General features: G+C 71.7%; 27 protein-coding genes. 14 read left to right on the forward strand and 13 right to left on the reverse strand.

The features are described 5' to 3' along the window. Positions 1 to 5: 5 nt before the first annotated feature. Both AB0E94_RS42865 and AB0E94_RS42870 read right to left on the reverse strand, forming a co-directional pair. Positions 6 to 677 (reverse strand): response regulator, encoded by a 672-nt coding sequence (locus AB0E94_RS42865; protein ID WP_360338926.1) that lies wholly within the window; start codon positions 675 to 677, stop codon positions 6 to 8. Then, the gene (locus AB0E94_RS42870) at positions 674 to 2,323 is read right to left on the reverse strand and encodes an ATP-binding protein (RefSeq protein WP_360338929.1); all 1,650 of its coding nucleotides are present in this window, start codon (positions 2,321 to 2,323) and stop codon (positions 674 to 676) included. Before AB0E94_RS42870 ends, AB0E94_RS42865 begins: the two co-directional genes overlap by 4 nt. A 106-nt stretch (positions 2,324 to 2,429) precedes the next feature. Between AB0E94_RS42870 and AB0E94_RS42875 the strand changes: the two genes are divergently transcribed. Genes AB0E94_RS42875 through AB0E94_RS42885 form a run of 3 tightly spaced genes read left to right on the forward strand, consistent with a single transcriptional unit; the run spans position 2,430 to position 5,487 of the window. Beyond that, on the forward strand, positions 2,430 to 3,431 hold the full coding sequence (locus AB0E94_RS42875) for a tripartite tricarboxylate transporter substrate binding protein (protein ID WP_360338932.1): 1,002 nt from the start codon (positions 2,430 to 2,432) through the stop codon (positions 3,429 to 3,431). Beyond that, positions 3,428 to 3,970, forward strand: coding sequence for a tripartite tricarboxylate transporter TctB family protein (locus AB0E94_RS42880; protein ID WP_360338935.1), 543 nt, complete (start codon positions 3,428 to 3,430; stop codon positions 3,968 to 3,970). Before AB0E94_RS42875 ends, AB0E94_RS42880 begins: the two co-directional genes overlap by 4 nt. After that, the gene (locus AB0E94_RS42885) at positions 3,967 to 5,487 is read left to right on the forward strand and encodes a tripartite tricarboxylate transporter permease (protein WP_360338938.1); all 1,521 of its coding nucleotides are present in this window, start codon (positions 3,967 to 3,969) and stop codon (positions 5,485 to 5,487) included. The genes AB0E94_RS42880 and AB0E94_RS42885 overlap by 4 nt, the downstream gene beginning before the upstream one ends. On the opposite strand, the gene AB0E94_RS42890 is transcribed toward AB0E94_RS42885, so the two are convergent. Both AB0E94_RS42890 and AB0E94_RS42895 read right to left on the reverse strand, forming a co-directional pair. Beyond that, the gene (locus AB0E94_RS42890) at positions 5,426 to 6,799 is read right to left on the reverse strand and encodes a phthalyl amidase (RefSeq protein ID WP_360338941.1); all 1,374 of its coding nucleotides are present in this window, start codon (positions 6,797 to 6,799) and stop codon (positions 5,426 to 5,428) included. The genes AB0E94_RS42885 and AB0E94_RS42890 overlap by 62 nt on opposite strands. Positions 6,800 to 6,830: 31 nt before the next feature. Next, entirely contained in the window at positions 6,831 to 7,496 is a 666-nt protein-coding gene (locus tag AB0E94_RS42895; protein WP_360338944.1) for an NUDIX domain-containing protein, read from the reverse strand. A gap of 59 nt (positions 7,497 to 7,555) precedes the next feature. Between AB0E94_RS42895 and AB0E94_RS42900 the strand changes: the two genes are divergently transcribed. Then, positions 7,556 to 8,296: a DeoR/GlpR family DNA-binding transcription regulator gene (locus tag AB0E94_RS42900; RefSeq protein ID WP_360338947.1), complete on the forward strand. Its 741-nt coding sequence runs from the start codon at positions 7,556 to 7,558 to the stop codon at positions 8,294 to 8,296. 318 nt (positions 8,297 to 8,614) lie between these two features. On the opposite strand, the gene AB0E94_RS42905 is transcribed toward AB0E94_RS42900, so the two are convergent. After that, positions 8,615 to 10,471 (reverse strand): phosphatase PAP2 family protein, encoded by a 1,857-nt coding sequence (locus AB0E94_RS42905; RefSeq protein WP_360338950.1) that lies wholly within the window; start codon positions 10,469 to 10,471, stop codon positions 8,615 to 8,617. A gap of 179 nt (positions 10,472 to 10,650) precedes the next feature. Here AB0E94_RS42905 and AB0E94_RS42910 point away from each other — a divergent pair, with 179 nt between their 5' ends. Further along, a complete protein-coding gene (locus AB0E94_RS42910) occupies positions 10,651 to 11,952 on the forward strand; it encodes a jacalin-like lectin (RefSeq protein WP_360338953.1) in 1,302 nt (433 codons plus the stop codon). A gap of 80 nt (positions 11,953 to 12,032) precedes the next feature. Next, a complete protein-coding gene (locus AB0E94_RS42915; RefSeq protein WP_360338956.1) occupies positions 12,033 to 12,860 on the forward strand; it encodes a PrsW family glutamic-type intramembrane protease in 828 nt (275 codons plus the stop codon). 144 nt (positions 12,861 to 13,004) lie between these two features. On the opposite strand, the gene AB0E94_RS42920 is transcribed toward AB0E94_RS42915, so the two are convergent. Both AB0E94_RS42920 and AB0E94_RS42925 read right to left on the reverse strand, forming a co-directional pair. Further along, positions 13,005 to 14,501, reverse strand: coding sequence for a family 43 glycosylhydrolase (locus AB0E94_RS42920; protein WP_360338959.1), 1,497 nt, complete (start codon positions 14,499 to 14,501; stop codon positions 13,005 to 13,007). Between the two features lie 141 nt (positions 14,502 to 14,642). Continuing rightward, complete coding sequence (locus tag AB0E94_RS42925; RefSeq protein ID WP_360339019.1) at positions 14,643 to 15,275, reverse strand: GAF and ANTAR domain-containing protein; 633 nt, start codon at positions 15,273 to 15,275, stop codon at positions 14,643 to 14,645. A gap of 264 nt (positions 15,276 to 15,539) precedes the next feature. Here AB0E94_RS42925 and AB0E94_RS42930 point away from each other — a divergent pair, with 264 nt between their 5' ends. Then, positions 15,540 to 16,247, forward strand: a complete 708-nt coding sequence (locus AB0E94_RS42930; protein WP_360338962.1) for a GAF and ANTAR domain-containing protein — start codon at positions 15,540 to 15,542, stop codon at positions 16,245 to 16,247. Here the strand turns inward: AB0E94_RS42930 and AB0E94_RS42935 are convergent. After that, positions 16,244 to 16,645 carry a hypothetical protein gene (locus AB0E94_RS42935; RefSeq protein ID WP_360338965.1) on the reverse strand — a complete coding sequence of 134 codons (402 nt, stop codon included), beginning with the start codon at positions 16,643 to 16,645 and terminating at the stop codon, positions 16,244 to 16,246. The genes AB0E94_RS42930 and AB0E94_RS42935 overlap by 4 nt on opposite strands. A gap of 149 nt (positions 16,646 to 16,794) precedes the next feature. On the opposite strand from AB0E94_RS42935, the gene AB0E94_RS42940 reads away from it, so the two are divergent. The 4 genes from AB0E94_RS42940 (at position 16,795) to AB0E94_RS42955 (ending at position 19,585) form a co-directional block, all read left to right on the forward strand. After that, the gene (locus AB0E94_RS42940) at positions 16,795 to 17,427 is read left to right on the forward strand and encodes a phosphoribosyltransferase family protein (RefSeq protein ID WP_360338968.1); all 633 of its coding nucleotides are present in this window, start codon (positions 16,795 to 16,797) and stop codon (positions 17,425 to 17,427) included. A 75-nt stretch (positions 17,428 to 17,502) separates the two neighbouring features. Next, positions 17,503 to 18,225 (forward strand): ABC transporter ATP-binding protein, encoded by a 723-nt coding sequence (locus AB0E94_RS42945; protein ID WP_360338971.1) that lies wholly within the window; start codon positions 17,503 to 17,505, stop codon positions 18,223 to 18,225. Further along, complete coding sequence (locus AB0E94_RS42950) at positions 18,222 to 18,950, forward strand: ABC transporter permease (protein WP_360338974.1); 729 nt, start codon at positions 18,222 to 18,224, stop codon at positions 18,948 to 18,950. The genes AB0E94_RS42945 and AB0E94_RS42950 overlap by 4 nt, the downstream gene beginning before the upstream one ends. Positions 18,951 to 18,976: 26 nt before the next feature. Next, positions 18,977 to 19,585 carry a TetR family transcriptional regulator gene (locus tag AB0E94_RS42955; RefSeq protein WP_360338977.1) on the forward strand — a complete coding sequence of 203 codons (609 nt, stop codon included), beginning with the start codon at positions 18,977 to 18,979 and terminating at the stop codon, positions 19,583 to 19,585. Between the two features lie 53 nt (positions 19,586 to 19,638). Here AB0E94_RS42955 and AB0E94_RS42960 read toward each other — a convergent pair whose 3' ends face one another. The 3 genes from AB0E94_RS42960 to AB0E94_RS42970 are packed head-to-tail and all read right to left on the reverse strand — an operon-like array spanning position 19,639 to position 21,640. Further along, a complete protein-coding gene (locus AB0E94_RS42960) occupies positions 19,639 to 20,793 on the reverse strand; it encodes a methyl-accepting chemotaxis protein (protein ID WP_360338980.1) in 1,155 nt (384 codons plus the stop codon). A 44-nt stretch (positions 20,794 to 20,837) separates the two neighbouring features. After that, positions 20,838 to 21,326, reverse strand: coding sequence for an SRPBCC domain-containing protein (locus AB0E94_RS42965; RefSeq protein ID WP_360338983.1), 489 nt, complete (start codon positions 21,324 to 21,326; stop codon positions 20,838 to 20,840). After that, the gene (locus AB0E94_RS42970) at positions 21,323 to 21,640 is read right to left on the reverse strand and encodes a helix-turn-helix domain-containing protein (RefSeq protein WP_360338986.1); all 318 of its coding nucleotides are present in this window, start codon (positions 21,638 to 21,640) and stop codon (positions 21,323 to 21,325) included. Before AB0E94_RS42970 ends, AB0E94_RS42965 begins: the two co-directional genes overlap by 4 nt. A gap of 107 nt (positions 21,641 to 21,747) precedes the next feature. Here AB0E94_RS42970 and AB0E94_RS42975 point away from each other — a divergent pair, with 107 nt between their 5' ends. Both AB0E94_RS42975 and AB0E94_RS42980 read left to right on the forward strand, forming a co-directional pair. Next, entirely contained in the window at positions 21,748 to 22,581 is an 834-nt protein-coding gene (locus tag AB0E94_RS42975; RefSeq protein ID WP_360338989.1) for a universal stress protein, read from the forward strand. A gap of 40 nt (positions 22,582 to 22,621) precedes the next feature. Beyond that, positions 22,622 to 22,810, forward strand: coding sequence for a hypothetical protein (locus AB0E94_RS42980; RefSeq protein ID WP_360338992.1), 189 nt, complete (start codon positions 22,622 to 22,624; stop codon positions 22,808 to 22,810). A gap of 15 nt (positions 22,811 to 22,825) precedes the next feature. Here the strand turns inward: AB0E94_RS42980 and AB0E94_RS42985 are convergent, their stop codons facing one another. Both AB0E94_RS42985 and AB0E94_RS42990 read right to left on the reverse strand, forming a co-directional pair. After that, positions 22,826 to 23,428: an NAD(P)-binding domain-containing protein gene (locus tag AB0E94_RS42985; protein ID WP_360338995.1), complete on the reverse strand. Its 603-nt coding sequence runs from the start codon at positions 23,426 to 23,428 to the stop codon at positions 22,826 to 22,828. Between the two features lie 21 nt (positions 23,429 to 23,449). After that, positions 23,450 to 24,067, reverse strand: coding sequence for a TetR/AcrR family transcriptional regulator (locus AB0E94_RS42990; protein WP_360338998.1), 618 nt, complete (start codon positions 24,065 to 24,067; stop codon positions 23,450 to 23,452). A gap of 73 nt (positions 24,068 to 24,140) precedes the next feature. On the opposite strand from AB0E94_RS42990, the gene AB0E94_RS42995 reads away from it, so the two are divergent. Continuing rightward, on the forward strand, positions 24,141 to 25,139 hold the full coding sequence (locus tag AB0E94_RS42995) for an NADP-dependent oxidoreductase (protein WP_360339001.1): 999 nt from the start codon (positions 24,141 to 24,143) through the stop codon (positions 25,137 to 25,139). Positions 25,140 to 25,235 lie beyond the last annotated feature (96 nt).

Consider the following 25,235-nt stretch of genomic DNA (forward strand, 5'->3'; position numbering starts at 1 on the left):
CGTCGTCAGCCGCTGACCCATCGGTAACGGTGCTCCGGTCGTCCGGGGACCGCGTAGCGCAGCCGCACCTCGGCGCGCCCGCTGTCGCGCAGGTGTTCCAGGTACCGCCGGGCGCTGACCCGGGAGATCCCGATCCGGTCGGCGCACTCGGCCGCGGACAGGGTCTCGGCCGCCGATCGCAGCGCCTGTTCGACCAGCCGTGCCGTCTCCGGGCTGAGCCCCTTGGGCAGCCCGGCCGTGGGCGCCGCGGCACGGGCCAGCGCCCGGTCCACGTCGGCCTGGTCCCGGACCCGCACCTCGCCGAGCCCGGTGCGGCGGCGCGCGTACTGTTCGAGCCGCTGCCGCAGATCGTCCACCCCGAAGGGCTTGAGCAGGTAGTTCACCACCCCGTGACGGACCGCCGAGCGGACCGCGTCGGCCTCCTTGGCCGCGGTGATCACCATGACGTCGCAGTCGTGGCCGGCCGCCCGCAACCGCACCACCACGTCCAGACCGAACATGTCCGGCAGGTAGAGGTCGAGCAGGATCAGGTCGGGCGCGAGCGTGGCGGCCGCGTCGATCGCCTCCTGCCCGGTGTGCGCGGTACCGACCACCCGGAACCCGGGCACCTGCTCGACGAACCCCCGATGGATCCGCGACACCATGAAGTCGTCGTCGACGACCAGGACGCCGATCATGTGGCCACCCTCTCCGGGACGGTCAGCCGGGCGGTGAACATGGCGCCGTCGGGTGTGTTCGTGACGGCCACCTCACCGCCGTGCCGTTTGCAGATCAGCCTGGTCAGCGCCAGCCCGATGCCACGCTCGCCACCCTGGGCGGCCTTCGTGGTGAACCCGTGCGAGAACACCTCCTGCGCCAGCTCCGGCGCCACTCCCGGCCCGGAGTCCCGGACCACGATCTCGACAGCCGTGGTGTCCTGCCGGAGCTCGACCTCCACCCAGGCATCCCGGGCCGGATCACCTGCTGGAGAAGGGTCACCGGCCACGGACGGATCACCGGCGGCGGCCGCGTCGACCGCGTTGTCGACCAGGTTGCCGACCACCGTGGCCACGTCGGCCGACCGGTCCGCCGGCAGCCGGCCCAGGTGGGTGTTCTCCGAGATGCGCAGCCGGACCCGGCGCTCGGCGGCCTGCGCCGACTTCGCCATCAGCAGCGCCGCCACCGCGGTGTCGTGGATCCGGCTGGTCAGCGTCAGGTCGAGCGACTCCCGGTGCTTGGCCAGCGCGTTCACGTAGCGCACCACCTCGTCGTAGTCACGGATCTGGATCAGTCCGGAGATGGTGTGCAGCTGGTTGGCGAACTCGTGCGCCTGCGCCCGCAGCACCTCCGTCGAACTGCGGAAGGATCCCATCTCCCGTTCCAGCCGGGCCAGCTCGGTCCGGTCCCGCAGGGTGGTCACCGAACCGAGCCGCCGCCCGTCCTTGGTGACGTCCATCCGGTTCATCACCAGCACCCGGCCGCCGCGGACCACCACCTCGTCGCGTTCGCCCTTCTCACTGCCGGTCAGCACGTCGTGCAGCCGCCCGTCGATGCCCAGCTCGGCGAGACTGCGCCCGGCGCCGTCCTCGGGCAGATCGAGCAGGGTCCGGCCGACCGCGTTGACCATCGTGATCCGGTGCTGCGGGTCGAGCGCCACCACCCCCTCGGCGATCCCGTAGAGCATGGCCTCCCGGTACTCGGCCAGCCCGGCGATCTCCCGCGGCTCCAGCCCCAGCGTCTGATGCTTGATCCGCCGCGCCTCCAGCCAGGACCCGGCGATCCCGACGAGGCTGGCGATCCCCAGGAAGATGGCGAGGTTGCCGGCGCCGTCGCGGGCCCGCTGCCAGATCGTCGGCGACCGCTCGCCGATCATCACGGTGCCCAGCCGCTGCCCGAGGGTGCCCGGTTCGGCGCTCAGCACCGGCACCTGCGCCACCAGCTCCCGCGACCCGTCAACGGCCAGCTCACCGGACCAGCCGCGGCCCTCGGCCACCCCCGGGTCGCCGAGCGGCAGCAGGGTGCGGACCAGGATCGGGTCGGTCGAGCTGACCACCATGCCACGGGCGTCGGCGATGGTCACCGACGTGACGTCGGACTGGGTGCGGAACGCCTGCACCACCGGGGCCAGCGTCTCGCCCGGCGCCGGGCGCGGCAGCCGGTCCCGGACCAGCGGATTGTCGGCCAGCTGCTCGGCCAGCGCGGCCACCCGACGGCCCTCGACGCTGCTGAACGCGGCCGCCGACTGGGCCAGCGTCAGCGCCGCCACCGCCACCAGCACGACCAGGATGATCGTCACCTGGAGGGCGAGCAGCTGTCCGGCCAGGGTCGTTCGCCGGAAAGTCACGACCACAATGAACTCAACCTCCGTTGTCGTCACAACGCAGACCGGGCGGCCGCCGAAGGGCCACCATCATCGCGCCGGTCATCGACGAAACGAAAGAGAAACCGCGATGAAATCTCTGGCCAGGGCTTTTCTGGGGATGGCCGCCGCCGCGACTCTGGTGGCGGCGGGCGGGTGCGGCGCGACCGCGGATAAGGGTAGCGACGGCGCCGGCGGTGGGCCGGTCGCCGGGCTGCGGCTGATGGTGCCGAACAGCCCCGGCGGCGGGTACGACACCACGGCCCGCAGCATCGCCAAGATCATGGAGGACGACAAGATCGCCTCCGGGGTCGAGGTCTTCAACCTGTCCGGCGCCGGTGGCACCGTCGGGTTGCAGCGGACCGTCAACGAGAAGGGCAACGGCAAGCTCGCCATGCAGATGGGGCTGGGCGTGGTCGGTGCCTCCTACACGCAGAAGTCCCCGGCGAAGCTCACCGAGACCACCCCGCTGGCCAAGGTGATCGAGGAGCCCGGCGCGATCGTGGTGGCCAAGGACTCGCCGTACCAGACCATCACCGACCTGGTGACGGCCTGGAAGGCCGACCCGAAGAAGATCGCGGTCGGCGGCGGCTCGTCCCCGGGCGGTCCCGACCACCTGTTGCCGATGCAGCTCGCTCAGGCCGTCGGCATCGACGCCCGCCAGGTCAGCTACGTCTCCTACGACGGTGGCGGCGAACTGCTCCCGGCCGTGCTCGGCGGCAAGATCGCGTTCGGCGCCAGCGGTGTCGGCGAGTTCCTCGACCAGGTGGAGGCCGGGCAGGTCCGGGTCCTCGCGGTCACCAGCGAGAAGCGGATCGACGCGGTCGCCCAGGTGCCGACGCTCAAGGAGTCCGGCATCGACCTGATCTTCACCAACTGGCGCGGCATCGTCGCCCCGCCCGGGATCACCGACGCCGACAAGCAGACCTGGATCGACGCGCTGACCCGGATGCACGGCACCGACGCCTGGAAGGCCGAGCTCACCAAGCACGGCTGGACCGACGCGTTCGTCACCGGCGACCAGTTCGCCACCTTCCTCACCGACCAGGACAAGGCGGTCGCCGACATCCTGACCGGTCTCGGACTGGCATGAGCCAGCCGTCGCCGACCGGCTCGCCGGAGCAGGCCCCTCCTCCGGTGAGCGGCCGGGGCCGGGATCGCGCGCAGTACGGCATGTGCGCGTTCCTGGCCCTGGCCGGCGTCCTCGTCATCGTCGACGCCGTCAACACCACCAGCGCCACCAGCAGCAACGACCCGATCGGCCCGCGCCCGGTGCCGTTCCTGCTCGGGGTTCTGCTGCTGATCGCCGCCGCCGTCTACGCCCTCGACGTGCGCCGCGGCGGCCGTGGTGAGCCGGAGGGCGGCGAGGACGTCGACCCCACCTCGCCGATCGACTGGCGGACCGTGCTGCTGGTGGCGCTCGCGTTCGCCGTCAACGCGGTCCTGATCGAGCCGCTCGGCTGGGTGATCAGCGGATCGGTGCTGTTCTGGTCGACCGCGTTCGCCCTCGGCGCCCGGCGGCACCTGCTCACCGCCGCCGTCTCGATCGCCCTGGCGCTGATCACCTTCTACGGGTTCGCGATCGGTCTCGGCGTGAATCTGCCCGCCGGAATACTTCAGGGAATCCTGTGATCAACGACCTGACCCAGCTGCTGGACGGCTTCGGGCACATCCTCACGCCGATGAACCTGCTGGTCGCGCTGATCGGCGTCACCGTCGGCACCGCGGTCGGCGTGCTGCCCGGCATCGGCTCGGCGATGACGGTGGCCCTGCTGCTGCCGCTCACCTACGGCCTGGAGCCGACGCAGGCGTTCATCATGTTCGCCGGCATCTTCTACGGCGGCATGTACGGCGGCTCCACCACGTCGATCCTGCTGAACACCCCCGGCGAGTCGTCGTCGGTGGTGACCGCGATCGAGGGCAACAAGATGGCCCGCTCCGGCCGGGCCGCGCAGGCCCTGGCCACCGCCGCGATCGGCTCGTTCGTGGCCGGCCTGATCGGCACCCTGCTGCTGGTGCTGATCACGCCGGTGATGGTGGCGTTCGCGATCGACCTGGGCGCCCCCGACTACCTGGCGATCATGGTCCTCGGCTTCGTCGCGGTCAGCGCGGTCCTCGGCAACTCCCGGGTCCGTGGGTTCTCCGCCCTGCTGCTCGGCCTGGTCATCGGCCTGGTCGGGATCGACAAGGTGACCGGCCAGTCCCGGCTCACCCTGGACCTGCCGCAACTGGCCGACGGCATCGACGTGATCGTGGTGGCGGTCGGCATCTTCGCCGTCGGCGAGACCCTGTGGGTCGCCGCCCACCTGCGCCGCCGCCCGGCCGAGGTGATCGCGGTCGGTCAGCCGTGGCTGGGCCGCGACGACTGGCGCCGCTCCTGGAAGCCGTGGCTGCGCGGCACCGGGCTCGGGTTCCCGTTCGGGGTGATGCCGGCCGGTGGCGCGGAACTGCCCACCTTCCTCTCCTACGCGCTGGAGAAACGGCTCAGCAAACACCCGGAGGAGTTCGGCAAGGGCGCCATCGAGGGCGTCGCCGGGCCGGAGGCCGCGAACAACGCGTCCGCGGCCGGGACGCTCGTGCCGATGCTGGCGCTCGGGCTGCCCACCAACGCGACCGCCGCGGTCATGCTCGCCGCCTTCCAGACGTACGGCATCCAGCCCGGCCCGCTCCTGCTGACCCGGGAGTCGACGCTGGTGTGGACGCTGATCGCCAGCCTGTTCGTCGGCAACCTGATGCTGCTCCTGCTCAACCTGCCGCTGGCCCCGGCGTGGGCGCGCCTGCTGCGGATCCCCCGGCCCTACCTGTACGCCGGGATCGTCTTCTTCGCCTCGATGGGCGCCTACGCCGTCAACGCCCAGCCGTTCGACCTGTTCCTGCTGCTCACCCTCGGGCTGCTCGGGTTCGCGATGCGCCGCTTCGGGATGCCCGTGCTGCCGCTGATCGTCGGGGTGATCCTCGGGCCGATGGCCGAACGGCAGGGCCGGATGGCGCTCCAGCTGTCCGGGGGCGACCTGTCCGGGCTGCTCGGCGGGGCGGTGTCCTACGTGGTCTACGCCATCGTCGCGATCATTCTGGCGTGGCCGCTGATCAGGCGCTTCCTCCCCGCCCGCACGAGTCCGGAGCGTACTCCGGCCGTACCCCAACCGTGAAACGGCAACCGAATGTCGCGGAAGCCACCTTGCGCCGGTCGAGGATCGCGTCGCCCGCGGGGCGAAGGCCCCGGTCGGTCCAGGCGACTAGCTCGTCGAAGGCACGAGTGAGCTCGGCGGACGTGAACCCGCAGTGGGCGGCGGTGCGGATCGCCCGGGAGACGAACAGGCGGGAACGCCCGTTGGCGGCGGCGCGTCGGGCGTACTCCTGCTCCATCGAGATCGGCACGAACAGATCACCGACACCGTGCAGCGACAGCACCGGGACGCTCGGCCGCCCGTCGACGCGGGGGACACCATCAAGACCGCGATCGGGGTACGCCGTCCGCCCGACCCGCAGAACCGAGGCGTTGAGCTCGCGTTCCGCGGCGGTCGGGCGGCGGCCGTCGGTCGACCGGTAGACCGTCCGCCGGTTGTCGGTCAGGTTTCCGGGCGCGATGCCGGCCGTGCCGCCGCTCAGCCCCGGGTAGAGGCTGAACAGGAACGGCAGCCCACCCTGGCTGGCCGCGTTCCAGTAGGCGTACGCCGCCGGGAACCCGGGCCGCTCCCCGCCGCTGCGCCGCTCCAGCACGTCCGACCAGGTCCGCCCGGCCCCGGTCCCGGTGAGCGCGGCCTTGATCCGGGCGACCTGACCGGCGAACCGGGCCGGGTAGGCGGCGTCCGGCGTCAACGGGAACTCGAAGTCCACACCGGCCAGCGCGGCCGCCGTCACGTTGGCGTCCAGGAACCAGTCGAACAGCTCGGCGTCGCCCAGCACCCCGCAGTACGGCATCGCCCCGGCGAACGTGCGCGGGTACTCCTCGATCGCGACCGCCGTCACGTGCCCGCCCATCGACGCGCCGGAGATGAACACCTTCCGCGCCGGGCGGCCGGTGACCTGCCGGAACAGACCGGTCAGCGCGTACGTGTCACGGACGCCCTGACCCACGTCGTAGCCGTTGGTGGCGTAGCTGGACGCCGCCCACGCGTAACCCTCGTCGATGTAGTGCTGCCGCAGCTCCGGGTTGCTCACGTAGACGGTCGTGCCGGTCCCGCGGTAGCCGTGCGCGTAGACGACGAGCCGCCCGTTCCACCTTTCCGGGACCTCGATCCGGTACGCGGCGCCGGCGCTGACCCCGGTGCGGACCGTCGCGCCGGGCAGCGCGGTGAACGGGGTGCCGTCCAGCTCACAGTCCGGATCGGCGACCAGGTATCCGGGTTTCGTGTCGCTCGGCGCCGGCGCCGAGCACGACGGCGGGGCGGCGGCAGCGGGCTGCCCGGTCAGGATGGCGGCCAGCAGGCTGGCGGCGAGCACGGCACGGCGCACGATCATCGTGTTACCTCCCGGTAACACTTAATGACCGTCATCGATCGCTGTCAAGGACCCCCTTCAGGGCCGCCCACTGGAGCAGCATGATGGTCTTGGCGTCGGCGATCTCCCCGGAGTCGACCATCGCGAGCGCCTTGTCGAACGGCAGCTCCACCGCCTCGATGTCCTCGCCCTCGTCGGCCAGACCGCCGCCCGCGCCGGTGCGGGACTCCACCGAGTACGGCGCGGCGAAACAGTGCAGCCGCTCGGTCACCGAACCCGGGCTGGTCCACGCCCGGAACACCTCGATCAGCTCGCCGACCGTGACCCCCAGTTCCTCGGCCGCCTCCCGGCGGATCGCCTCGGCCGGGTCGTCGCCGTCGAGCAGGCCGGCCGCGGTCTCCAGGAACATGCCGTCGGGGTGGCCGTTCACGTACACCGGGAAGCGGAACTGCCTGGTCAGCAGCACGGTCCGGCGGGACGGGTCGAAGAGCAGCACGGTCGCGCCGTCACCCCGGTCGTACGTCTCCCGCTGCTCCCGGGTCCAGCTGCCGTCGCGCCGCCGGAAGTCGTACGTCGTCCGCCGCAGCACGTGCCACGCGGCGGCGAGCAGCTCCACGTCACGCACGACCACCGACGGGTTGCCGGTGAGGTCGCGGCCGGCCCGGTCCAGCCCGGTGCGGCCGCGGGCGTCCGGCACGTTGATCCCTGGTGTGTTCATGGTCGGGAACCTACACTCGAAAACGCGCAACAGTCGACAACAATGAGGAGAAACACGGAATGCTTGCCGCTGAGCGCCGTGACCTGCTGCTCGCACGGCTCGCCGCCGAGGGCAAGGTCGTCGCCAAGGACATCGCCGCCGAACTGGGCGTCGCCGAGGACAGCATCCGCCGCGACCTGCGGGAGATGGCCGCGGCCGGGCTGTGCCAGCGGGTCTACGGGGGAGCGCTGCCGGTCTCCCCGGCGGTCGCCGACTACGCGACCCGGACCGGGGTGGCGACCGGCAGCAAGGAACGGGTCGCGGCCGCGGCCGCCGCGCTGATCCAGCCGGGCCAGACCGTCCTGCTCGACGGCGGCACCACGGCCCTCGCGGTCACCGCGGCGCTGCCCCGCTCGCTGCGGGCCACGATCGTCACGCACAGCCCGACCGTCGCGGCGGCGCTGGTCACGCATCCGTCGGTCGACGTGTACGTCCTGGGCGGGCGGCTCTTCAAACACTCGGCGGTGACGTGCGGGGCGGCCGCCGCCGAGGCCGCGCAGGGCGTCACCGCCGACCTGTTCCTGCTGGGCGTGACAGGCGTGCACCACGAGGCCGGCCTGACCACCGGCGACCCGGACGAGGCGGCGATGAAACGGGCCCTGGCCGCCCGCGCCGCCGACACCTACGTGCTGGCCAGCACCGAGAAGATCGGCGCCGCCTCCCCGTTCCTGGTGCTCCCGCCTGCCGCGATCACCGCCGTGATAACCGACGCCCCACCGGCACATCCCGCCCTGCAGGACATCCCGGTCCACCCCGCCTGACCGCCGGCCGTCGCTCAGCCCGGAAAAGCAGGCCTTTTAGGCCACGTCAGCGACGGCCGGGTCCCCCGGCCGTCGCTGGCGGCGGTTTTGTGGGTGCTGAAAGTGCTGTGGGCGACGGCTGGCGGTCTCGGCCGTCGCTGACGGCGGTTTCGGGTGCCCCGAGGCCGTGGTGAGCGACGGCTGGGCCCTCCAGCCGTCGCTGGCGGCGGTTTTGTGGGTGCTGAAAGTGCTGTGGGCGACGGCCGGGGGACCCGGCCGTCGCGTACAACGGTTATGCGGAGGCGAATACCGTTGTGAGCGACGGCTGGCGGTCTGGGGTTAAGCGCGGCGCAGGCGGAGGGCTACCGTGTCGCCCTGCTGGACCAGGGTGGCCCGGTAGCCGGGCGTGGTCACGGCCACCCGGGCGAACCGGCCGTGGATTCGGCGGGCCTTCAGGACCGGGACCAGGGAGTCGTACCTGTCGGGGGTGGGGGCCGACACCTCCAGGGTGGTGTTCGCGCCGATCGTCACGTCGTCGCCGACGGTCAGCGGGGGTGCCCCGTGCGGGCGGACCGAGAGCGCGAGCGTGCCCGAGGAGAGCCGGGCCGAGCCGCTCACGTGGACCTTCGGGGCGGTCAGGCGCAGGGTGCCGCCGGAGAGCGTCACGTCGCCGTCGCCGAGGGCCTTCTTCTCCGCCGCGACCAGGGTGCCCTGGGCGATCGTGGTGCCGCCGCGGTAGCCGTTGTCGCCGGTCAGGGTGAGCGTGCCGGTGCCCAGCTTGACCAGGCCGCCGCAGCCGTCGATGTCGTTGCGCCACGTGTCGGCGGCGGCGAAACCGGTGGCGGCCGCGTCCAGGGTCACCGCGACCGTCGAGTCGAACGCGCCGTAACCGTCGGCGGCGGCGAACAGGTTGATCCGGCCCCACTGTTCGGGGCCGTCCAGGATCGGGTTTCCGGCGGCCAGACCGGTGGTCCGGAGCACCTCACGGCGCTGGGCGGCGTCGAGGTACGGCAGACGCGTCTCCAGCAACACCTCCGCCCCGGCCGGGACCTCGAACCTCAGGTTCGACCGGCGAGCGGGTAGCCCGTACGACTGCTTGGGTTTGACGATCGCAGCGTTGGCGTCCCGCTCGGCGCCGGACCGCGCGGCGACGGTGAGGTCCGGACCCGCCTGCGCCTGGAAGAAGGCGAGCGCCTGGGCGCGGGCTTCGGCCTTGAGGGTCGCGTTGGCCGGGTCGCCGAGGATCGCCGCGGTGAGCGCGGTGCCGAGGATCCGTCCGCCGATCACATCGGCGGGGGAGTGCATGCCGGTGACGATCCGGGTGTGCGCGAGGTCGTAGGCGGTGGTGACGAGTTCCTGGAAGCGTTCCGGGACCGCGTACGCGAACGCCAGCGCGGCCATGAACAGCGCGTTGGTGTGCCCGCTGACGTAACCGCCGTCCTCGGCCGGGTTGGTGCTGCGCTGCCGGAGCAACTGCGGGGTGACGACGACCTCGGAGTCGTAGACCGGGTAGCCGAACTCGTCGACCACGCCGGTGTCGACGACCTCGCTGTCCTCGGTCATCCGCCACGGGCGCGGGTACTGGTAGGCGAACTTGCTCGGGTTGCCCGAGGACCAGTTCCCGCGAACCGTGTTGACCAGGGTGACGACCTTGCCGAGGGCGGAGGCCGGGTTGCCGGCGCCCAGCGTCGAGCCGGCGGGCGCACCGGCCGGGACGGCGTCACTGACCGTGGTCGCCGGGGTGGTCGCCGGGGCCGAGGTGATGCCGGTGACGGCCTGCGCGCCGGCCCGGTACGCGTCGGCGAGCGGGCCGAGGCCGGCAGTCACCGAGTAGCTCTGGTGCTGGCGGTCGACGACGAACGACCGGGCGGCCTCGGCGGCGGTGCGGTTGCGCGTGGTCCGCACGACGTAGCGGATGTTGGCGCGCAGGAACGCCGCGTCGAGGACGGTGCCGGAGTTCCAGGTCGTGCCGGTGCTCCACACCTTCTGGAACCCGGAGAGGATCCGGACCGCGGCGTTGGACTCGACGGTCAGGTTCGCGGTGGTGTTGGTCTTGTAGGAGTCGACAAAGGCGGCGGCGGTCGCGGCGGGCGCGACGGCGGCGGAAGCGGCGTTGTTGAACAGGGTCGGCGCGGCGACCAGTCCGGCGGCTCCGGCGGCGGATATGCGCAGGATGCTGCGGCGGCTGACGTTCACGGGGACTCCATCGGGGCGCAAGGGGGCAAGATCGCCGTTCAGCCTTGGTGGATCAAGCGACCTAAAACGGAACGCGCGCTGTTGTGAACGTGAACAAAACTCGAAGGAGCTTTCGGTCGGCGTCGATCGATGGCTACTCTCCGGTAACCGTTCCCTCCGTCCGCCGGAAGGTTCCCCCGATGAAACGCTCTCTCGTGGCGCTCGCCGCAATCCTCAGCCCGCTCCTGCTGGCGCCGGCCCCCGCCTACGCCGCCAGCGGCTCGTTCTCCGTCCTCACCTACAACGTCGCCGGCCTGCCGGACATCATCTCCAGCGCCGAGGTCGACCGGCAGACCGCGCACACCGCGATCGGCCAGCGCCTGACCCCCTACGACATCGTGCACGTGCAGGAGGACTTCAACTACCACGCCTACCTGTACGCGGCCGACACCACCCACCCCTACCGCACCCCGACCAGCGGCGGCGCGGGCATCGGCTCCGGGCTCAACAGCCTGTCCAAGGTCGCCTACGACGCCGACGACTTCGAGCGCGGCGACTGGAACTCCTGCCAGTTCGACTCCGGCGACTGCCTGACGCCGAAGGGCTTCACCTTCGCCCGGCACCGGCTCGCCGAGGGTGTCTACGTCGACTTCTACAACCTGCACACCAACGCCGGGACCAGCGACGGCGACCAGGCATCACGGGCCGACAACCTCAACCAGCTGTCCGCGTTCATCGCCACCCACTCGGCCGGCAACGCGATCGTCGTCATGGGCGACACCAACACCAGATATACGCGTACGGCGGACACGATCCGTGGCTTCGTCACGGCCAACGGGCTGACCGATGCCTGGGTGAAGCTGGAACGCGGCGGCACCCCGCCCGCCGCCGGGTCGGACGCGCTGGTCTGTGACGCGGCCGCGGTCACCGACACCTGCGAGGTGGTCGACAAGATCCTCTACCGGAGCAGCAGGTTCGTCACCCTGAACGCGACCGGGTACCACAACGAGGACGCCGGGTTCCGGACCAGTGACGGCAAGATGCTCTCCGACCACTTCCCGATCAGCACGTCGTTCACCTGGTCGACGAACTCGGCGTACGAGTTCAGCGAGCAGTTCGGCGGCCCGCACGGCGACTACTACAACGACATCGACGCGGTGGTCGCCCGCCCGGCCACCGTCGGTCTGCGGGCCGGCTCCCGGGTCGACCAGGTCAGCATCGGCGCCCTGGCGCACGGCGGCACCGGCGGCACCGCCAAGTCGCTGACCCTCGGCTCGTCGGAATACGTGACCAGCGCCTATCTGTGCCAGGCCCAGTACAACGGGCACACCCGGATCTTCTACGCGAAGTTCACCACCAACCTGGGCAACAGCATCGCCGGCGGCACGACCACGTCGGACTGTGTGACCAGGACCGCGCCGAGCGGCTTCCAGATCGCCGGGTTCCACGGACGATCCGGGACCGCCGTGGACAAACTGGGCCTCATCTACAACCGTCGCTGACTCGTACGTCTCACTTCCGCATCGGGCGGCGCCCGGCCGGGTATCCGGGTGCCGCTCGATTCCCAGCGCGGGAGGCGCACATGAAACTCTGGCGGCGCGTGTTTCTGACCGGCTTCGCACTCTGGCTGCTGACCGTGGTGGTCACCTTCGCCACCGGCAACCCGAACCTCATCCCCACTCTGGTCCTGCTCGGCAGCTTCCTGGTCCCGGTCACGTTCGTGCTCTGGGCGTTCACCAAACGGCACAGCGGTGAGGTCACCGCGGAACTGCTGTTCAGCACGTTCGTCACCGGCGGCGTCCTCGGCGTGCTGGCCGCGTCGCTGCTGGAGACCTACCTGCTGCATCCGAACCCGCTGTTCTTCCTCGGCGTCGGCCTGATCGAGGAGGCCGCCAAACTCACCGCGCTCGCCTTCCTCTGCCGCCGACTCCAGCACAAGTTCGCCGTCGACGGGGTGATCCTCGGCGCCGCGGTCGGGTTCGGGTTCGCCGCGTTCGAGTCGGCCGGGTACGCCTTCACCGCCCTCTTCACCCAGCAGGGCCTGTCGCTGATGACGCTGGTCGAGACCGAGCTGCTGCGTGGGGTGCTGGCGCCGGTCGGGCACGGGCTGTGGACGGCGATCCTCGGTGGGGTGCTCTTCTCGGCCAGCGGCCGGCGGCACTTCGCGTTCACCGGGCGGCTGCTGGTCACGTACCTCGGCGTCTCGGTCCTGCATGCCCTCTGGGACGGCTGGCAGAGCATCGCCCAGGTGATCACCGACATCGCCGAGGACCCGCACCTGTTCACCCTGCTGTCCTGGGGCGGGCTGGTCGGCGTCTCCCTGATCGGCATCGCCTGGCTGCTGGTGATCCGCCGGCAGGCCGACCGCGAGGTCGTCGCCCCGCTGTGGCGCGTCCCGATCCGGTATTGAGAGCCGGGCACGTCAAGGGCCGGGGCACCAGGTGCCCCGGCCCGGAGGCAGACGGCGCGCGCGAGCCGGGGGACGGCGTCGGCCGGTGCGCGTACGTCCACGGGTGGCGGCCCGCCTTCGGGTGACGGGCCGCCGGTGGGTGGATCAGGTGGTGATGTTCCACTGCTGGCAGGCGTTGCCCAGCGACGACCACTGGCGGACCGCGACGCCGTCGGCGGTGCCGCAGTTCGTGACGTCGAGGACCAGGCCGTTGCCGCGGTTGGCGATCAGGTAGCCGCCGTTGACCGGGGTGAGGCTCCACTCCTGGCAGGCGTTGCCGAGCGAGGCCCACAGGTTGAGGGCCGTGCCGTTGGCGGTGCCGCAGTTGACCGAGTCGAGGACGGTTCCGCTGTTGACGTTGGTGATCCGGTAGTAGTTGCTGGTCGTCTTCGTGAACGTCCACTTCTGGCAGTTGTTGCCGAGCGACGACCACTGGTCGATCGCGGTGCCGTTGGCGGTGCCACAGTTGACGGCGTCCAGGACCTTGCCGCTGGCCTGGTTGGTCAGGCGGTACTGGGTGCCGGCGACCGGGAACGAGACCGTGCCGCCCGGGTCACCCGACGGGGCGGTCAGGGTGGTCGAGAGCTTGTCCGGCGTACCCAGGTTGGGGCTGTCGTCGCTGTTGAAGTTGACCTTCTTGATCCGGGTGGTCCGGGTGCCGCCGCAGCCCTGGGCGGTGGTCTCGTTGGCGTGGTAGGCCATCCACGTCTCGGTGCCGTCCGGTGACGTGAAGAACGAGTGGTGACCGGGGCCGTAGACGCTGTTCGCGTCGGAGCGGGAGAAGATCGGCGTGCTCTTCTTCGTCCAGGCGCTGGCCAGCAGCGGGTTGGTGCCGGTCAGGGTGAGCTGGCCGAGCTTGTAGTCGGGGGTGTTGCAGGAGCTGGCCGAGAACGTGAGGAACGTCTTCCCGTTGCGCTGCAGCACGTACGGGCCCTCCTCGGTGTTGCCGCCGACCTTCTCCCAGTCGTAGGTGGGGTACGAGATCCGCGTCCCGTAGGCGCTGACCGTCCACGGGTTGCTCATCGGCGCGATGAACAGGCTCTGCAGGTCACCGACCCACGACGAGTAGAGGAAGTAGTTGGCCCCGTTGATGGTGGCCACACTGCCGTCGATCGCCCAGCCGTTGTTGGCCTGCACGTTGAGCTGGCCCTTGAAGGTGTACGGGCCGAGCGGGTTGTCGCCCGAGCTCTCCAGCACGAACGAGCGCTGCCCGTCGCAGCACGCCGCGGTGCCGGCCGAGTAGTAGAAGTACCAGCGGTAGCCGTTCGGCCCGTTGAGCCGGTGCATCGACGGCGCCCACACGTTGCAGCAGCTCGCGGTGGCGGTGCCGGTGAAGATGACGTTCTCGGTGGCGCCCGGCAGCGCCGCGACCGAGGTGGCCCGCTTGATCACGATCTGGTTGTTCCAGGTGGTCGCGGCCAGGTAGTAGTAGCCGCTGTAGTAGCCCATCCACGGGTCGGCGCCGTAGGGGGCGGACGCGACCGGGTTGGTGAAGGTGGCCGCCGCGCGGGCCGGCGTGGCCGAGCGGGATTCGACGGCGACGGCGAGCGCCAGGATCAGCAGGAGAACGGCGCCGACGGATCTGAGGCGTGCAAGAGACATGGCAGTCCCTCCGGGGAAAAGGGGCGCGGGGTGAGCGGCGCCCGCCGGTGGGCCGGGGCGCGGCGGTCCGTCCTGGACGGTGGGGATGGACGAACCGGTGACTCACGTGTTGCCGCTATGTTAACGATCACAAATATGCTGTCAAGGGCGCTGCGCTCGTTCCACCAACCCGGCGGCCACGTCCCGCAGTTTGCGGTTGGCGCTCTGTGATGCTTTGGACAGGATCGTGAACGCCTCGTCCGGGCCGCAGCGGCGCTGGCTCATGATGATCCCCTTGGCCTGCTCGATCACCGCCCGGCTGTCCATCGCCGACTGCATCTGCCGGGCCAGAGCGGCTGCCGAGTGGTAGAGGTCGGCGTTGGCGAGGGCCACCGCGGCGTACCCGGCGAAGGTCTCGGCGAGCAGCACCGCGTCGTCGTCGAAGGCCCGGCACGACGTGGCGTAGACGTTCACCGCCCCGATCGTCCGGTCCCGGATCGGCAGCCCGACCGAGAGCGCGCTGCACACTCCGACACTTCCGGCATGCTCCGACCAGCCGGGCCAGCGGCGCTCGGCGGCCACGTCGTCGACGCACACCGTGGTGCGGTCGGCCGCGGCGTCCAGGCAGGGGCCCTGATGGCTCCGGTACTGCCAGCGGTCGATCAGCGCGGCCGGCTCGCCGGTGCTCGCCACCGTGCGCGGGCCGCCGTCGCGGACCAGGGTCACCGAGACCTCGTACGCCCCGGGAACCGTGCGCCGGGCCAGCTCGGCCACCCGGGCCATGACCGCGTCCATGGGGGTCTCGCCGAGGTCGATGCGCCCCAGCTCCCGGATGACGTCGGTGGTGTCCAAGCCAATGGGGTACCCCGTCGGGCGCGTACGTACCCGTCCGGTGGGTTGGGTAATATCGTCGTCCTGCGGCCGGAGTCGACGACCCCGGCGCACCAGCGTCAAGCAGCGGCGCGAGTCCGTGGGCCGTCCGGCCCTCGGGACGACACCGATCGACTGGCACGGCCGCCCCGCGGGTGGCTCGTGGACCGCTGCGGGGATCCTCTGACGTTGAAGGCGCACGACCCGACCGACGCCGCTGCCGCATTCGCGGAGCTCGGTCGCATCAAGCTGGGCGAGACCGATCTCGACGGGGTGCTGTCCCAGGTGGCGGTCCTGGCCGCCCGGATCCTGCCGGGGGCCGCGCAGGTCTCGATCACGCTGGTGCGGGAGCGCGGCGCGGTCACCGCGGCCCACACCGGGAAGGTCGCGCTCCAACTCGACGAGCTGCAGTACGAACGCGCCGCCGGCCCGTGCCTGGAGGCGGCCGCCACCCGGGTCACCGTCGAGGTGCCGGACACCGCCGCCGACGACAGGTGGGACGGCTGGGGCGCCGACGCCGCCGAGGCGGGCATGGGCAGCGTCCTGTCGCTGAGCCTGCCGATCGGCGACGCGCTGCACGGCGCGCTCAACGTCTACGCCGACGTGCCGCGGGTCTTCGGCCCGGCGACGATAAACCTGGCACAGACCTTCGTCCGGTACGCGGCGGTCGCGCTCGCCAACGCCCACCTCTACGACGCGACCGCCGGACTGGCCCGGCACATGCAGGCCGCGATGGAGAGCCGGGCGGTGATCGAGCAGGCCAAGGGCATCATCATGGGCGAGCGCCGGTGCACCGCGGACGAGGCGTTCGCGATCCTGACCCGGGTCTCCCAGGACACCAACCGCAAGCTGCGGGACGTGGCCGCCGCCCTGGTCGAGCGCACCCAGCGCGGCTAGGCGGTCACATCCAAGCGGCCGCCGCCCGAGCCGGTCTGCTCCAGGTGGCGCAGGGCCGGCTCCAGGTATCCGGCGATCGGGTTGCGTCCGGTGGGGCTCTGGTCGTACCGCCGGAAGAGGTCTTTCAGATAGACCGCGGTGATCTCCTGGGCCGGGGCCAGCCGTCCGGTGGCCCGGTCCGCGGCGATCGCCGCGGCCAGTGAGTTGATCCAGCCCGGGTTGGTCTCGCCGGGGCGGATCTGCTGGCCGGTGGCCTGATAGATCAGCTCCCGGTCGCGGTCGGTGAGGGAGGCGGCGTCCTCGCGGGCGTTCTGGTTGCGATCCCGGGTGACCGGGCGGCCGACGGTGGCGGGCGGGCTGATCGCGGAGCGGTACGGGTTCAACCGGGGAATGGACATGGGCGGCAGGACCTCCGTCCGTGGAGCGTTCGACGTTCTCCAGATCGGTGCCGGACGGGTGCTGCTGAGGGGTTTTCCGGTCTACCGGCGGGTATCCCTCAACCCGGAGAACCGTCCCCCGGTGAAGCCGACAGAAGGGACGGACGAAGATGATCTTCCCGAACCGTGCGGCGGCCGGGAAGGCCCTCGCCGAGCGCCTGGCCGCCGAACTCGGTGACCGGGCGGACCCGCTGGTCCTGGCCCTGCCGCGGGGTGGACTGCCGGTCGCCGGGCCGGTGGCGCGACGGCTCGGCGGCGAGCTGGACATCGTGGTGGCCCGCAAGATCGGCGCGCCCGGCCGCCCGGAGTTCGGGGTGGGCGCGATCGCCGAGGACGGCCCGCCCGTCTTCGACCCGGAGAACCTGCGCTGGGCCGGGGTCACCGAGGAGGGGGTGGCCGGCGTGCTGGCCGCCGAGCGCGAGGAGTTGCGGCGCCGGATCCACCGGTACCGGGGCGGGCGCCCGGCCCCGGCGCCGGCCGGCCGCACGGTGGTCGTCGTCGACGACGGCCTGGCCACCGGGGTGACCGCGCACGCGGCGCTGCGCTGGGTGCGGGAGCACGGCCCGGCCCGGCTGATCATGGCCGCGCCGGTCGGCGCCCCGCAGGCCCGGGACGTGGTGGCCGGTACGGCGGACGCGGTGGTCTGCCTGTGCCTGCCCGATCCGTTCTACGCGGTGGGCCGCTGGTACGACGACTTCGAGCAGCTCACCGACGCCGACGTAGGAAATTTCATCATGTGTTGAGTTACGGGCTTGCCCCGCCACCGGAAACTCATCTAGCGTTGAGTTCAACACTTGATGAGTTTCCGGGGAGGAACCATGGAAACCGCGATCGAGGTCCGCGACCTCGTCGTGCGACGCGGAGCGAGGACCGTCCTCGACGGCTTCTCCTGCGCCATACCGAAGGGCAGCGTCACCGGCCTGCTCGGCCCGAGCGGCAGCGGCAAGACCACCCTGATGCGCGCGATCGTCGGCGTGCAGATCGTCGCGTCGGGCACGGTCACCGTGCTCGGCCACCCGGCCGGATCGGCGCCGCTGCGCCGCAGCATCGGCTACCTGACCCAGGCCCCGAGCGTCTACGCCGACCTCACCGTCGCCGAGAACGCCCGCTACTTCGCCTCCCTCTACCGGCTCAAGGCGGCCGACGCGGACGCCGCGGTCGACGCCGTCGGGCTGACCGGGGCACGCAACCAGCTGGTCTCCGACCTGTCCGGCGGCCAGCGCAGCCGGGCCTCACTGGCCTGCGCGATCGTCAGCCGCCCCGAGGTGCTGGTCCTCGACGAGCCGACCGTCGGGCAGGACCCGGTGCTGCGCGACGAGCTGTGGGACCACTTCCGCCGGCTCGCCGCCGACGGGGCCACCGTCCTGGTCTCCAGCCACGTGATGGACGAGGCGAACCGCTGCGACCGGCTGCTGCTCATCCGGGAGGGCGCGCTGATCGCCGACGACACCCCGGCCGCCGTGAAGCAGTCGGCCGGCACCGACGACCTGGACCAGGCGTTCCTCAAGCTGATCCGCCGGCACGAGACGGTGACCTCATGATCCTCGCGAGCACGATCAAGCGCATTCTCAGCCAGCTGCGGCACGACCCGCGGACCATCGCGATGATCATCGTGGTGCCGACGCTGCTGATCACCCTGATCTATTTCATGTACGAGGGGCAGCCGCACGTCTTCGACCGGATCGCCCTCACCATGCTGGGCGTCTTCCCGTTCATCGTGATGTTCCTGATCACCAGCATCGCGATGCTCCGGGAACGCACCACCGGCACCCTGGAGCGGCTGTTCACCACCCCGGTCGGCAAGCTCGACCTGCTGTTCGGCTACGGCATCGCGTTCGGGGTGGCGGCCACCGCGCAGGCCGCCGTGGCGGGCGGGTTCGCCTACTGGGTGCTGGACATGAACACCGCCGGCGGCGTCGGCCTGGTCATCCTGATCGCCGTCGCCAACGCCGTCCTCGGGGTCGCGCTCGGCCTGCTGTGCAGCGCGTTCGCCCGTACCGAGTTCCAGGCGGTGCAGTTCATGCCGCTCGTGGTGGCGCCTCAGCTGCTGCTCTGCGGGCTGTTCGTGCCCCGCGAGGACATGGCCGGCTGGCTCCAGGCGATCAGCAACGTGCTGCCGATGTCCTACTCCGTGGAGGCGCTGACCGAGGTGGGCATGCACTCCGAGCCGACGGGCATCATGTGGCGGGACCTCACCGTCGTGGTGGGCGCGATCGTGGTGGCGCTCATCCTCGGTGCGGCCACCCTGCGGCGCAGGACGGCGTAGACCGTACGACTAAGGAGTTTGAAGCGATGGTGCGACGGACCGGACGCCGGCCCGGCAACCCGGACACCCGCGAGGCGATCCTGTCGGCCGCGCGCAGCGCGTTCGCCGAGAAGGGGTATGACGGCGCGTCGATCCGGGCCATCGCGACCGGCGCCGGGGTCGACCCGGCGCTGGTCCACCACTATTTCGGCACCAAGGACAAGCTGTTCCTGGAGACGATGAACTCGCCGATCGACCCGGTCGACATCATCAACGAGGCGACCGACGGCGACCGGGAGGAGATCGGCGTCCGGTTCGTCCGGGCCTTCCTGGCCATGTGGGACGGCCCGCGCGGCACGGCGGCGGTGGCGCTGCTGCGCTCCGTGGTCGGCACCGAGTGGACGACGAAGCTGTTCCGCGAGTTCATCATCACCCAGATCCTGCGCCGGGCCGTGCCCAAGCTGGGCCTCGACGAGGAGCAGGCGCACCTGCGGATCACCCTGGCCGCCAGCCACCTGGCCGGCCTGGCCCTGGCCCGGTACGTGATCAAGGTGGAACCGCTGGCCTCGGCGCCGTCGGAGACGCTGGTCGCGGCGGTCGGCCCGGCCGTCCAGCGCTACCTCACGGGTGACCTTCCCGGCGTCTTCCCGGCCTGAGACCGCCCCGGTGCGCGATGGGCGCCGACGTCGACGGCGGCCGGTGTGGATGGTCAGCCGGCCGCGCCGACCCGGGTCAGGAAGTGGTTGATCTCGTGCCTGATGTGCTCCGGCACGCCCTCGAACTGGAGGCCGATCTCCACGGTGGCGCCGCGCTCGACCCGCCGGGCGACCCGGGCGTCGGCCGCCGTGGCCAGCCCGTCCACCGCGATCTCGGCCCGGACCAGGTCACCGACGGCCAGCCGGGCGCCAGCCGGCACGCTGCACCCCAGCCCGTCCGAGCTGAGGTCGAGCATCTCGGCCGAGACCTGCGGCCCGGTGGCGCTCTGGAGCCGGACCACACCCTCCACCCGCAGCCGGTCGTGGCGGCGGCGTTCCAGGCGCTCGGCCACGTCGGAGAGATCGCCGATCTGGGCCATCGTCGCGTCCACACTGCGGTGCAGCCGTCCGACGATCTCGTGCTGCCGGTCGGCGATCCCGCCCAGGTGGCGCATCGCGTCCTCGATGTCGCCGACGTCCGAGATGATCGCGGTCAGCGTCTGCCGCATCTGGGCCACGTCCGATTCCAGCGCGGAGATGGTGCTGGTGATCTGCTCGGTCGAGTGGGCCGTGGTGTCGGCCAGGCTCTTCACCTCGTCGGCGACCACCGCGAACCCGCTGCCGGCGGCGCCGGCCCGGACCGCCTCGATGGTGGCGTTCAGCGCCAGCAGCCGGGTCTGCGAGGCGATCCCGGAGATCACGCCGGCGATCCCGGCGACCTGGTGCAGGCTCTCGTTCAGGGCGGTGGCCGCCGCGCCGGCCCCGTGCGCGCGCTGGACCAGGGCGTTGGCCGCGCCGCTGGTGACGGTGACCCGCTCGTGGGTGGCGGCCGCCGCGTCCCGGGCCTCGCCGACCTGCACCACCACGTCCTCGAGCTTGCCGCCGATCACGTCGGCGGTGTCGTCGATCGCCTCCCGGGCCCGGCGCCGCAGCCGCTGGTTGAGGTCACGCTGGTGGGCCTGAGCGTTCTCGGCCTGCGTGTCCAGCTCGGCTCGGAGCCGTTCGATCTCGGCGTCGCGTTCACGCAGCGCCCCGTCCGGCTCGGCGGGCTCCCGGCCGGCGCCGTCGCTCTCCGGTTCCCCGGCACGACGGCGGCCCAGCCGGAAGGCCACCAGCGCGCTGCACACCATCGCGATCAGCGTTCCCAGGAGGACCAACCAGGTCGGCATAATGTTCAGACCGTACCCCGCCCGGAAGGCCCTCGTGCGGCGTTTCAGCCCTCCGCGAGCAGGACGTCGATCTGGCCCATGGCCAGCCGCATGCCCTCCTCCATCCCCATCGCGGCCATCCGTTCCAGCTGCTCGGCGCTGCGGAACGTGGTGACCGTCGTCATCCGGGTGCCGTCACCGGCCGGCTCCAGCGTGACCACGCCGTGCGTGATGTCCTCCGGATCGGCCGGCTCGCCCTGGTCGTCGGCGAACCCGTCGTCGAACTCCAGCCGGTGCGGCTCGTCGATGTCGGTGATCACCCACCAGCCCCGCGCCTTCGTCCCGTCCGGGCCGGTCATGTGGTAGCGCACCGCGCCACCCGGCTTGAACTCGAACGTGTCGAAGGTGGCCGGCCAGGTCGGCGGGCCCCACCAGCGCTCCAGCTTGCGCGGGTCGGCCCAGACCTGCCAGACCCGCTCGGCCGGGGCCGCGAACTCGGCCACGAAGGTCAGCGTCAGCGCGCTGACGTCCTTCTGCGTGCTGATGACGGTCATGAGTCCTCCTCGAGAATCCGTTCGATACCGGCGGCACGCTGCCGCCACAGCTGTTCGTACCCGTCCAGCAGCCGCGCCACCCGGCGCACCGCCTCGACCTCACCGTGCACGATCTGCTCCCGTCCGCGCCTGGTCTTGCTGACCAGCGCCGCCCGTTCGAGCACCACGACGTGTTTCTGCACGGCGGCGAAACTCATCGGGTACGCCCGGGCCAGCTCGGACACGGACTGACCGGACCGGATCACCCGGGCCAGGATGTCCCGTCTGGTCGCGTCGGCCAGCGCGTGGAAGACCGCGTCCGTATCTACAACCATGTGGTTGTACGTTAGCCGCGACCGGGGCCACTGGCAAGCCGAACCGTCCCCCTGAAGGTGACCAATGGCCGTGACGCCGGAGGTGACACCGGAACTACCGTCCGAACATGCGGACCTCCGAAGCACAGCCCGTGGTGGCCGCCGTCGACGGCTCCCGCTCCCACCCCGTCACCCTCGACCTGGCCGCCGACGAGGCGGCCCGGCGCGGTGTGCCCCTCAACGTCCTGCACGTCTGGCCCGGCCAGTACACCGGCCGCTACCGGTGCCGTGGCCCGGTCCCCGGCGAGACCGACGGCCGCCGCCTGCTCGACGCCGCCACCCGCCGCGCCCGGCAGCGGGCGCCCTGGCTGCCGGTCCGCGCCGAACTCGTCACCGGCAGCCCGGCCGGCATCCTGGCCGAGCACTCCGAGACCGCCTCGCTGGTGGTGATCGGCCGCCGCGACGAGGGGCCGGGCCGGCCCGGCTGGGGCTCCACGGCCGCCTACCTGGCCCGGCACAGCCGCAGCCCGCTGCTGGTCCAGCGGGGCAACGGGCTGCGCACCGGGCCGGTCGTGCTCGCGGTCACCGGTCCGGACGGGCCGGCGCCGGCCGTGCGCCGTGCCTTCGAGGAGGCCGACCTGGCCGGGGTGCGACTGGTCGCGCTGGGGGTCTGGCAGCCCGGCGGTGGCCAGGACGGGCGGCAGGCGCGCCGCCAGCTGACCGAGCTGCTCGCCGGATGGGCCGCGCGGTTCCCCCGGGTCCGGGTGGAACCCCTGGTGGTGGCTGAGCCGGAGTTGCCGTACACCCTGGGCCGGGCGTCCCGGCGGGGCCGTCTGCTGATCGCCGCGGCCGGGCAGCGCGGGTGGTTCGCCGAGCTGGTCCGTGGTGTGCCGGGGCCTGGGCAGAGCCCGGTGCTGCTGGTGCCGCCGGTTTCCTTCAGCGCGGCGGTGGCCGGCCGATAGTCGGGGCCCGCAGCGTCGCGATCCTCACGGAGGCCCCGTCATGACCATCAGCATCGGAACGTCACACGCGCCGTCGGCCTGGGAGACGCACGCCGCCTGGTTGCGGCTGCGTGCGGACGACAACCGGCTGGCGGCCGACGTGGATGGCCAGGCGCCCGTTGCTCGTCGCGATCTGGTGGACTTCGGCGAGACGGGTGTGCCGGAAGTCCACCAGGTCGCGCGTGGGTGAGGTGGGTGCGGGCGGTCAGTGCAGGACGGTCAGGGCCTCGGCCAGCACGTCGGTGGCGTCCTTCACATCCACCTCGCGCATCTGCAGCGGCCCGCCGGTCTCGGTGAGCAGCGCGGCGTGCGCGCCACCGGCGTAGACCGGCGCGAACCCGAGATCCCGGATGATCATCGAGGTGGCCTGCCGGGCCTCCCGGTCGTCGGTGCAGACGTACTCGGTGAGCAGCGGATCGTGCCCGCGCCGCCGGCTCAGCACCTCGGTCGGGACCGTGTTGAACGCCTTCGCCCAGTGCGCCTCGGGCGCCCAGTCCATCAGCGTCTCCAGGCCGGAGATGTCGTCCGGGACGTCCGGGTTGGTCGCGTCGATCACCACCTTGTCGGCGAGGACGCCCCGGGTCAGGTCCACCGCCTCGTGTGCGGACGACCAGTTCGGGCTGAAGATCACCACATCACCGAAGGCGGCCGCCTGCGGGATCGACATGATCCGCAGCGTCTCGCCGTCCATCTCGGTACGCAGGCGCTCCGGATGCCGCGAGGTGACCGCGACGTCGTGCCCGCTCTCGGCGCACCACCTAGCCAGTGTCCCGCCGAGCTGACCTGCCCCAATGACACCGATACGCATGCTCCAAGGGTGCGCCCGGGATCACCCGGCCGGGTGACGATCGGCGAAATCGGCGTAGATCATCCGCAGCTCGACCGTGACCAGATCGTCGACCAGCGCCTCCGGGTCGGCGCTGCCGGCCAGGGCAGCCGTGCGCAGGTCGTCGATCAGGCGGGCCAGCACCCGCGGCGCCGGGCCGTCCGGCGCCAGGCCGGCCGCCCGGTCCCGGCTGATCCGCATCGCGAGCCGGTCCACGTGGGCCGAGCGCAGCTCCTCGCGCCACTGTGCGAGCGGCGGGCAGCCGGGCGCGGCGGCCAGCGCCCCGGCCAGCATGCGGCCGTGCTCGCGCCAGAGCCGGGCCAGCGGGGTGAGCGCCTCGCGCAGCGCCGCCGCGTCCGGCCCGGCGCCGTCCAGCCAGGGGCCGGCGTCGCGGCCGAGCTCGCCGGCCATCCCGTGCAGGAGCGCCACCAGCACCGACAGCTTGGAGTCGAAGTAGAAGTAGAAGCTGGACCGGGAGATCTCGGCCCCGGCGGCCAGCTCGTCGATGGTGATGTCGGCGAGCGGTTTGCGAGCCAGCAGCTCCCGGGCCGTCTCCAGGATCGCCCGCTCCCGGCGGTCGCCCTTGCTGGGGCCACGGCGTCGTCCCGGAGATGTGCTCATCCGAACACATTAACGCGGTGTCGAGTTTTTCGACGTACTGTCGAGAAACCACGACGACTTGTTGGGAGATCCGATGAAAGAGATCCGCCTCGCCGCCCGTCCCGTCGGCTGGCCCACCGCCGAGACGTTCGAGATCGCCGAGACGGCAACGCCCGAGCCGGGCCCCGGGCAGGTGCTGATCCGCAACGTCTACATGTCGGTCGACCCCTACATGCGGGGCCGGATGAACGACGTGAAGTCCTACATGCCGCCGTTCCAGGTGGGCGCGCCGCTGGACGGCGGCGCGGTCGGCGAGGTGGTCGCGTCCCACGCGGAGTCCGTCCCGGTCGGCGCGTCTGTCGTGCACGGCCTGGGCTGGCGGGAGTTCGCGGTGGTCGACGCCGAGCGGGCCCGGGTGGTCGACCCGGCCGCGGCGCCGTCGCTCTCGGCGTACCTCGGACTGCTCGGCATGACCGGCCTCACCGCGTACGCCGGGCTCCTCGACATCGCCCAGTTCCGCGAGGGCGACACGGTCTTCGTCTCCGGCGCGGCCGGCGCGGTCGGCAGCGTGGTCGGCCAGATCGCCCGGTTGCGCGGGGCCAAGCGGGTGATCGGCAGCGCCGGCTCCGCCGAGAAGGCCCGGCACCTGACCGAGGACCTGGGCTTCGACGCGGCCTTCAACTACCGGGACGCGCCGGTTCGCGACCAGCTCAAGGCGGCCGCGCCGGACGGGATCGACGTCTACTTCGACAACGTCGGCGGCGACCACCTGGAGGCCGCGATCAGTGTGCTGAACAAGTACGGCCGGATCGCCATGTGCGGCGCCATCGCGCAGTACAACGACACCGCTCCGCCGGCCGCGCCGCGCAACCTGGCCTCCGCCATCGGCAAGGAGATCAATCTGCGTGGCTTCCTGGTCGGCAACCACTCGCACCGGATGCCCGATTTCGTGGCCGAGGTCGGCGGCTGGCTCCGCGCCGGGCAGATCACCGCGCGCGAGACGGTCGTCGAGGGCATCGAGAACGCGCCGGAGGCCTTCCTCGGCCTGCTTCGCGGCGAGAACACCGGCAAGATGGTGGTCAAGCTGCGTTAACCAGGGATTAAGGTTCGCTCGGCGACCTTTTCGTACGGGTCGCCGGGTATCGCCTGGAACTGAACGGTAACTCAGTAGCTCTCGCGAGCGGACCGG

It is taken from the genome of Actinoplanes sp. NPDC026670, from assembly GCF_040638175.1.
Taxonomy (GTDB): domain Bacteria; phylum Actinomycetota; class Actinomycetes; order Mycobacteriales; family Micromonosporaceae; genus Actinoplanes.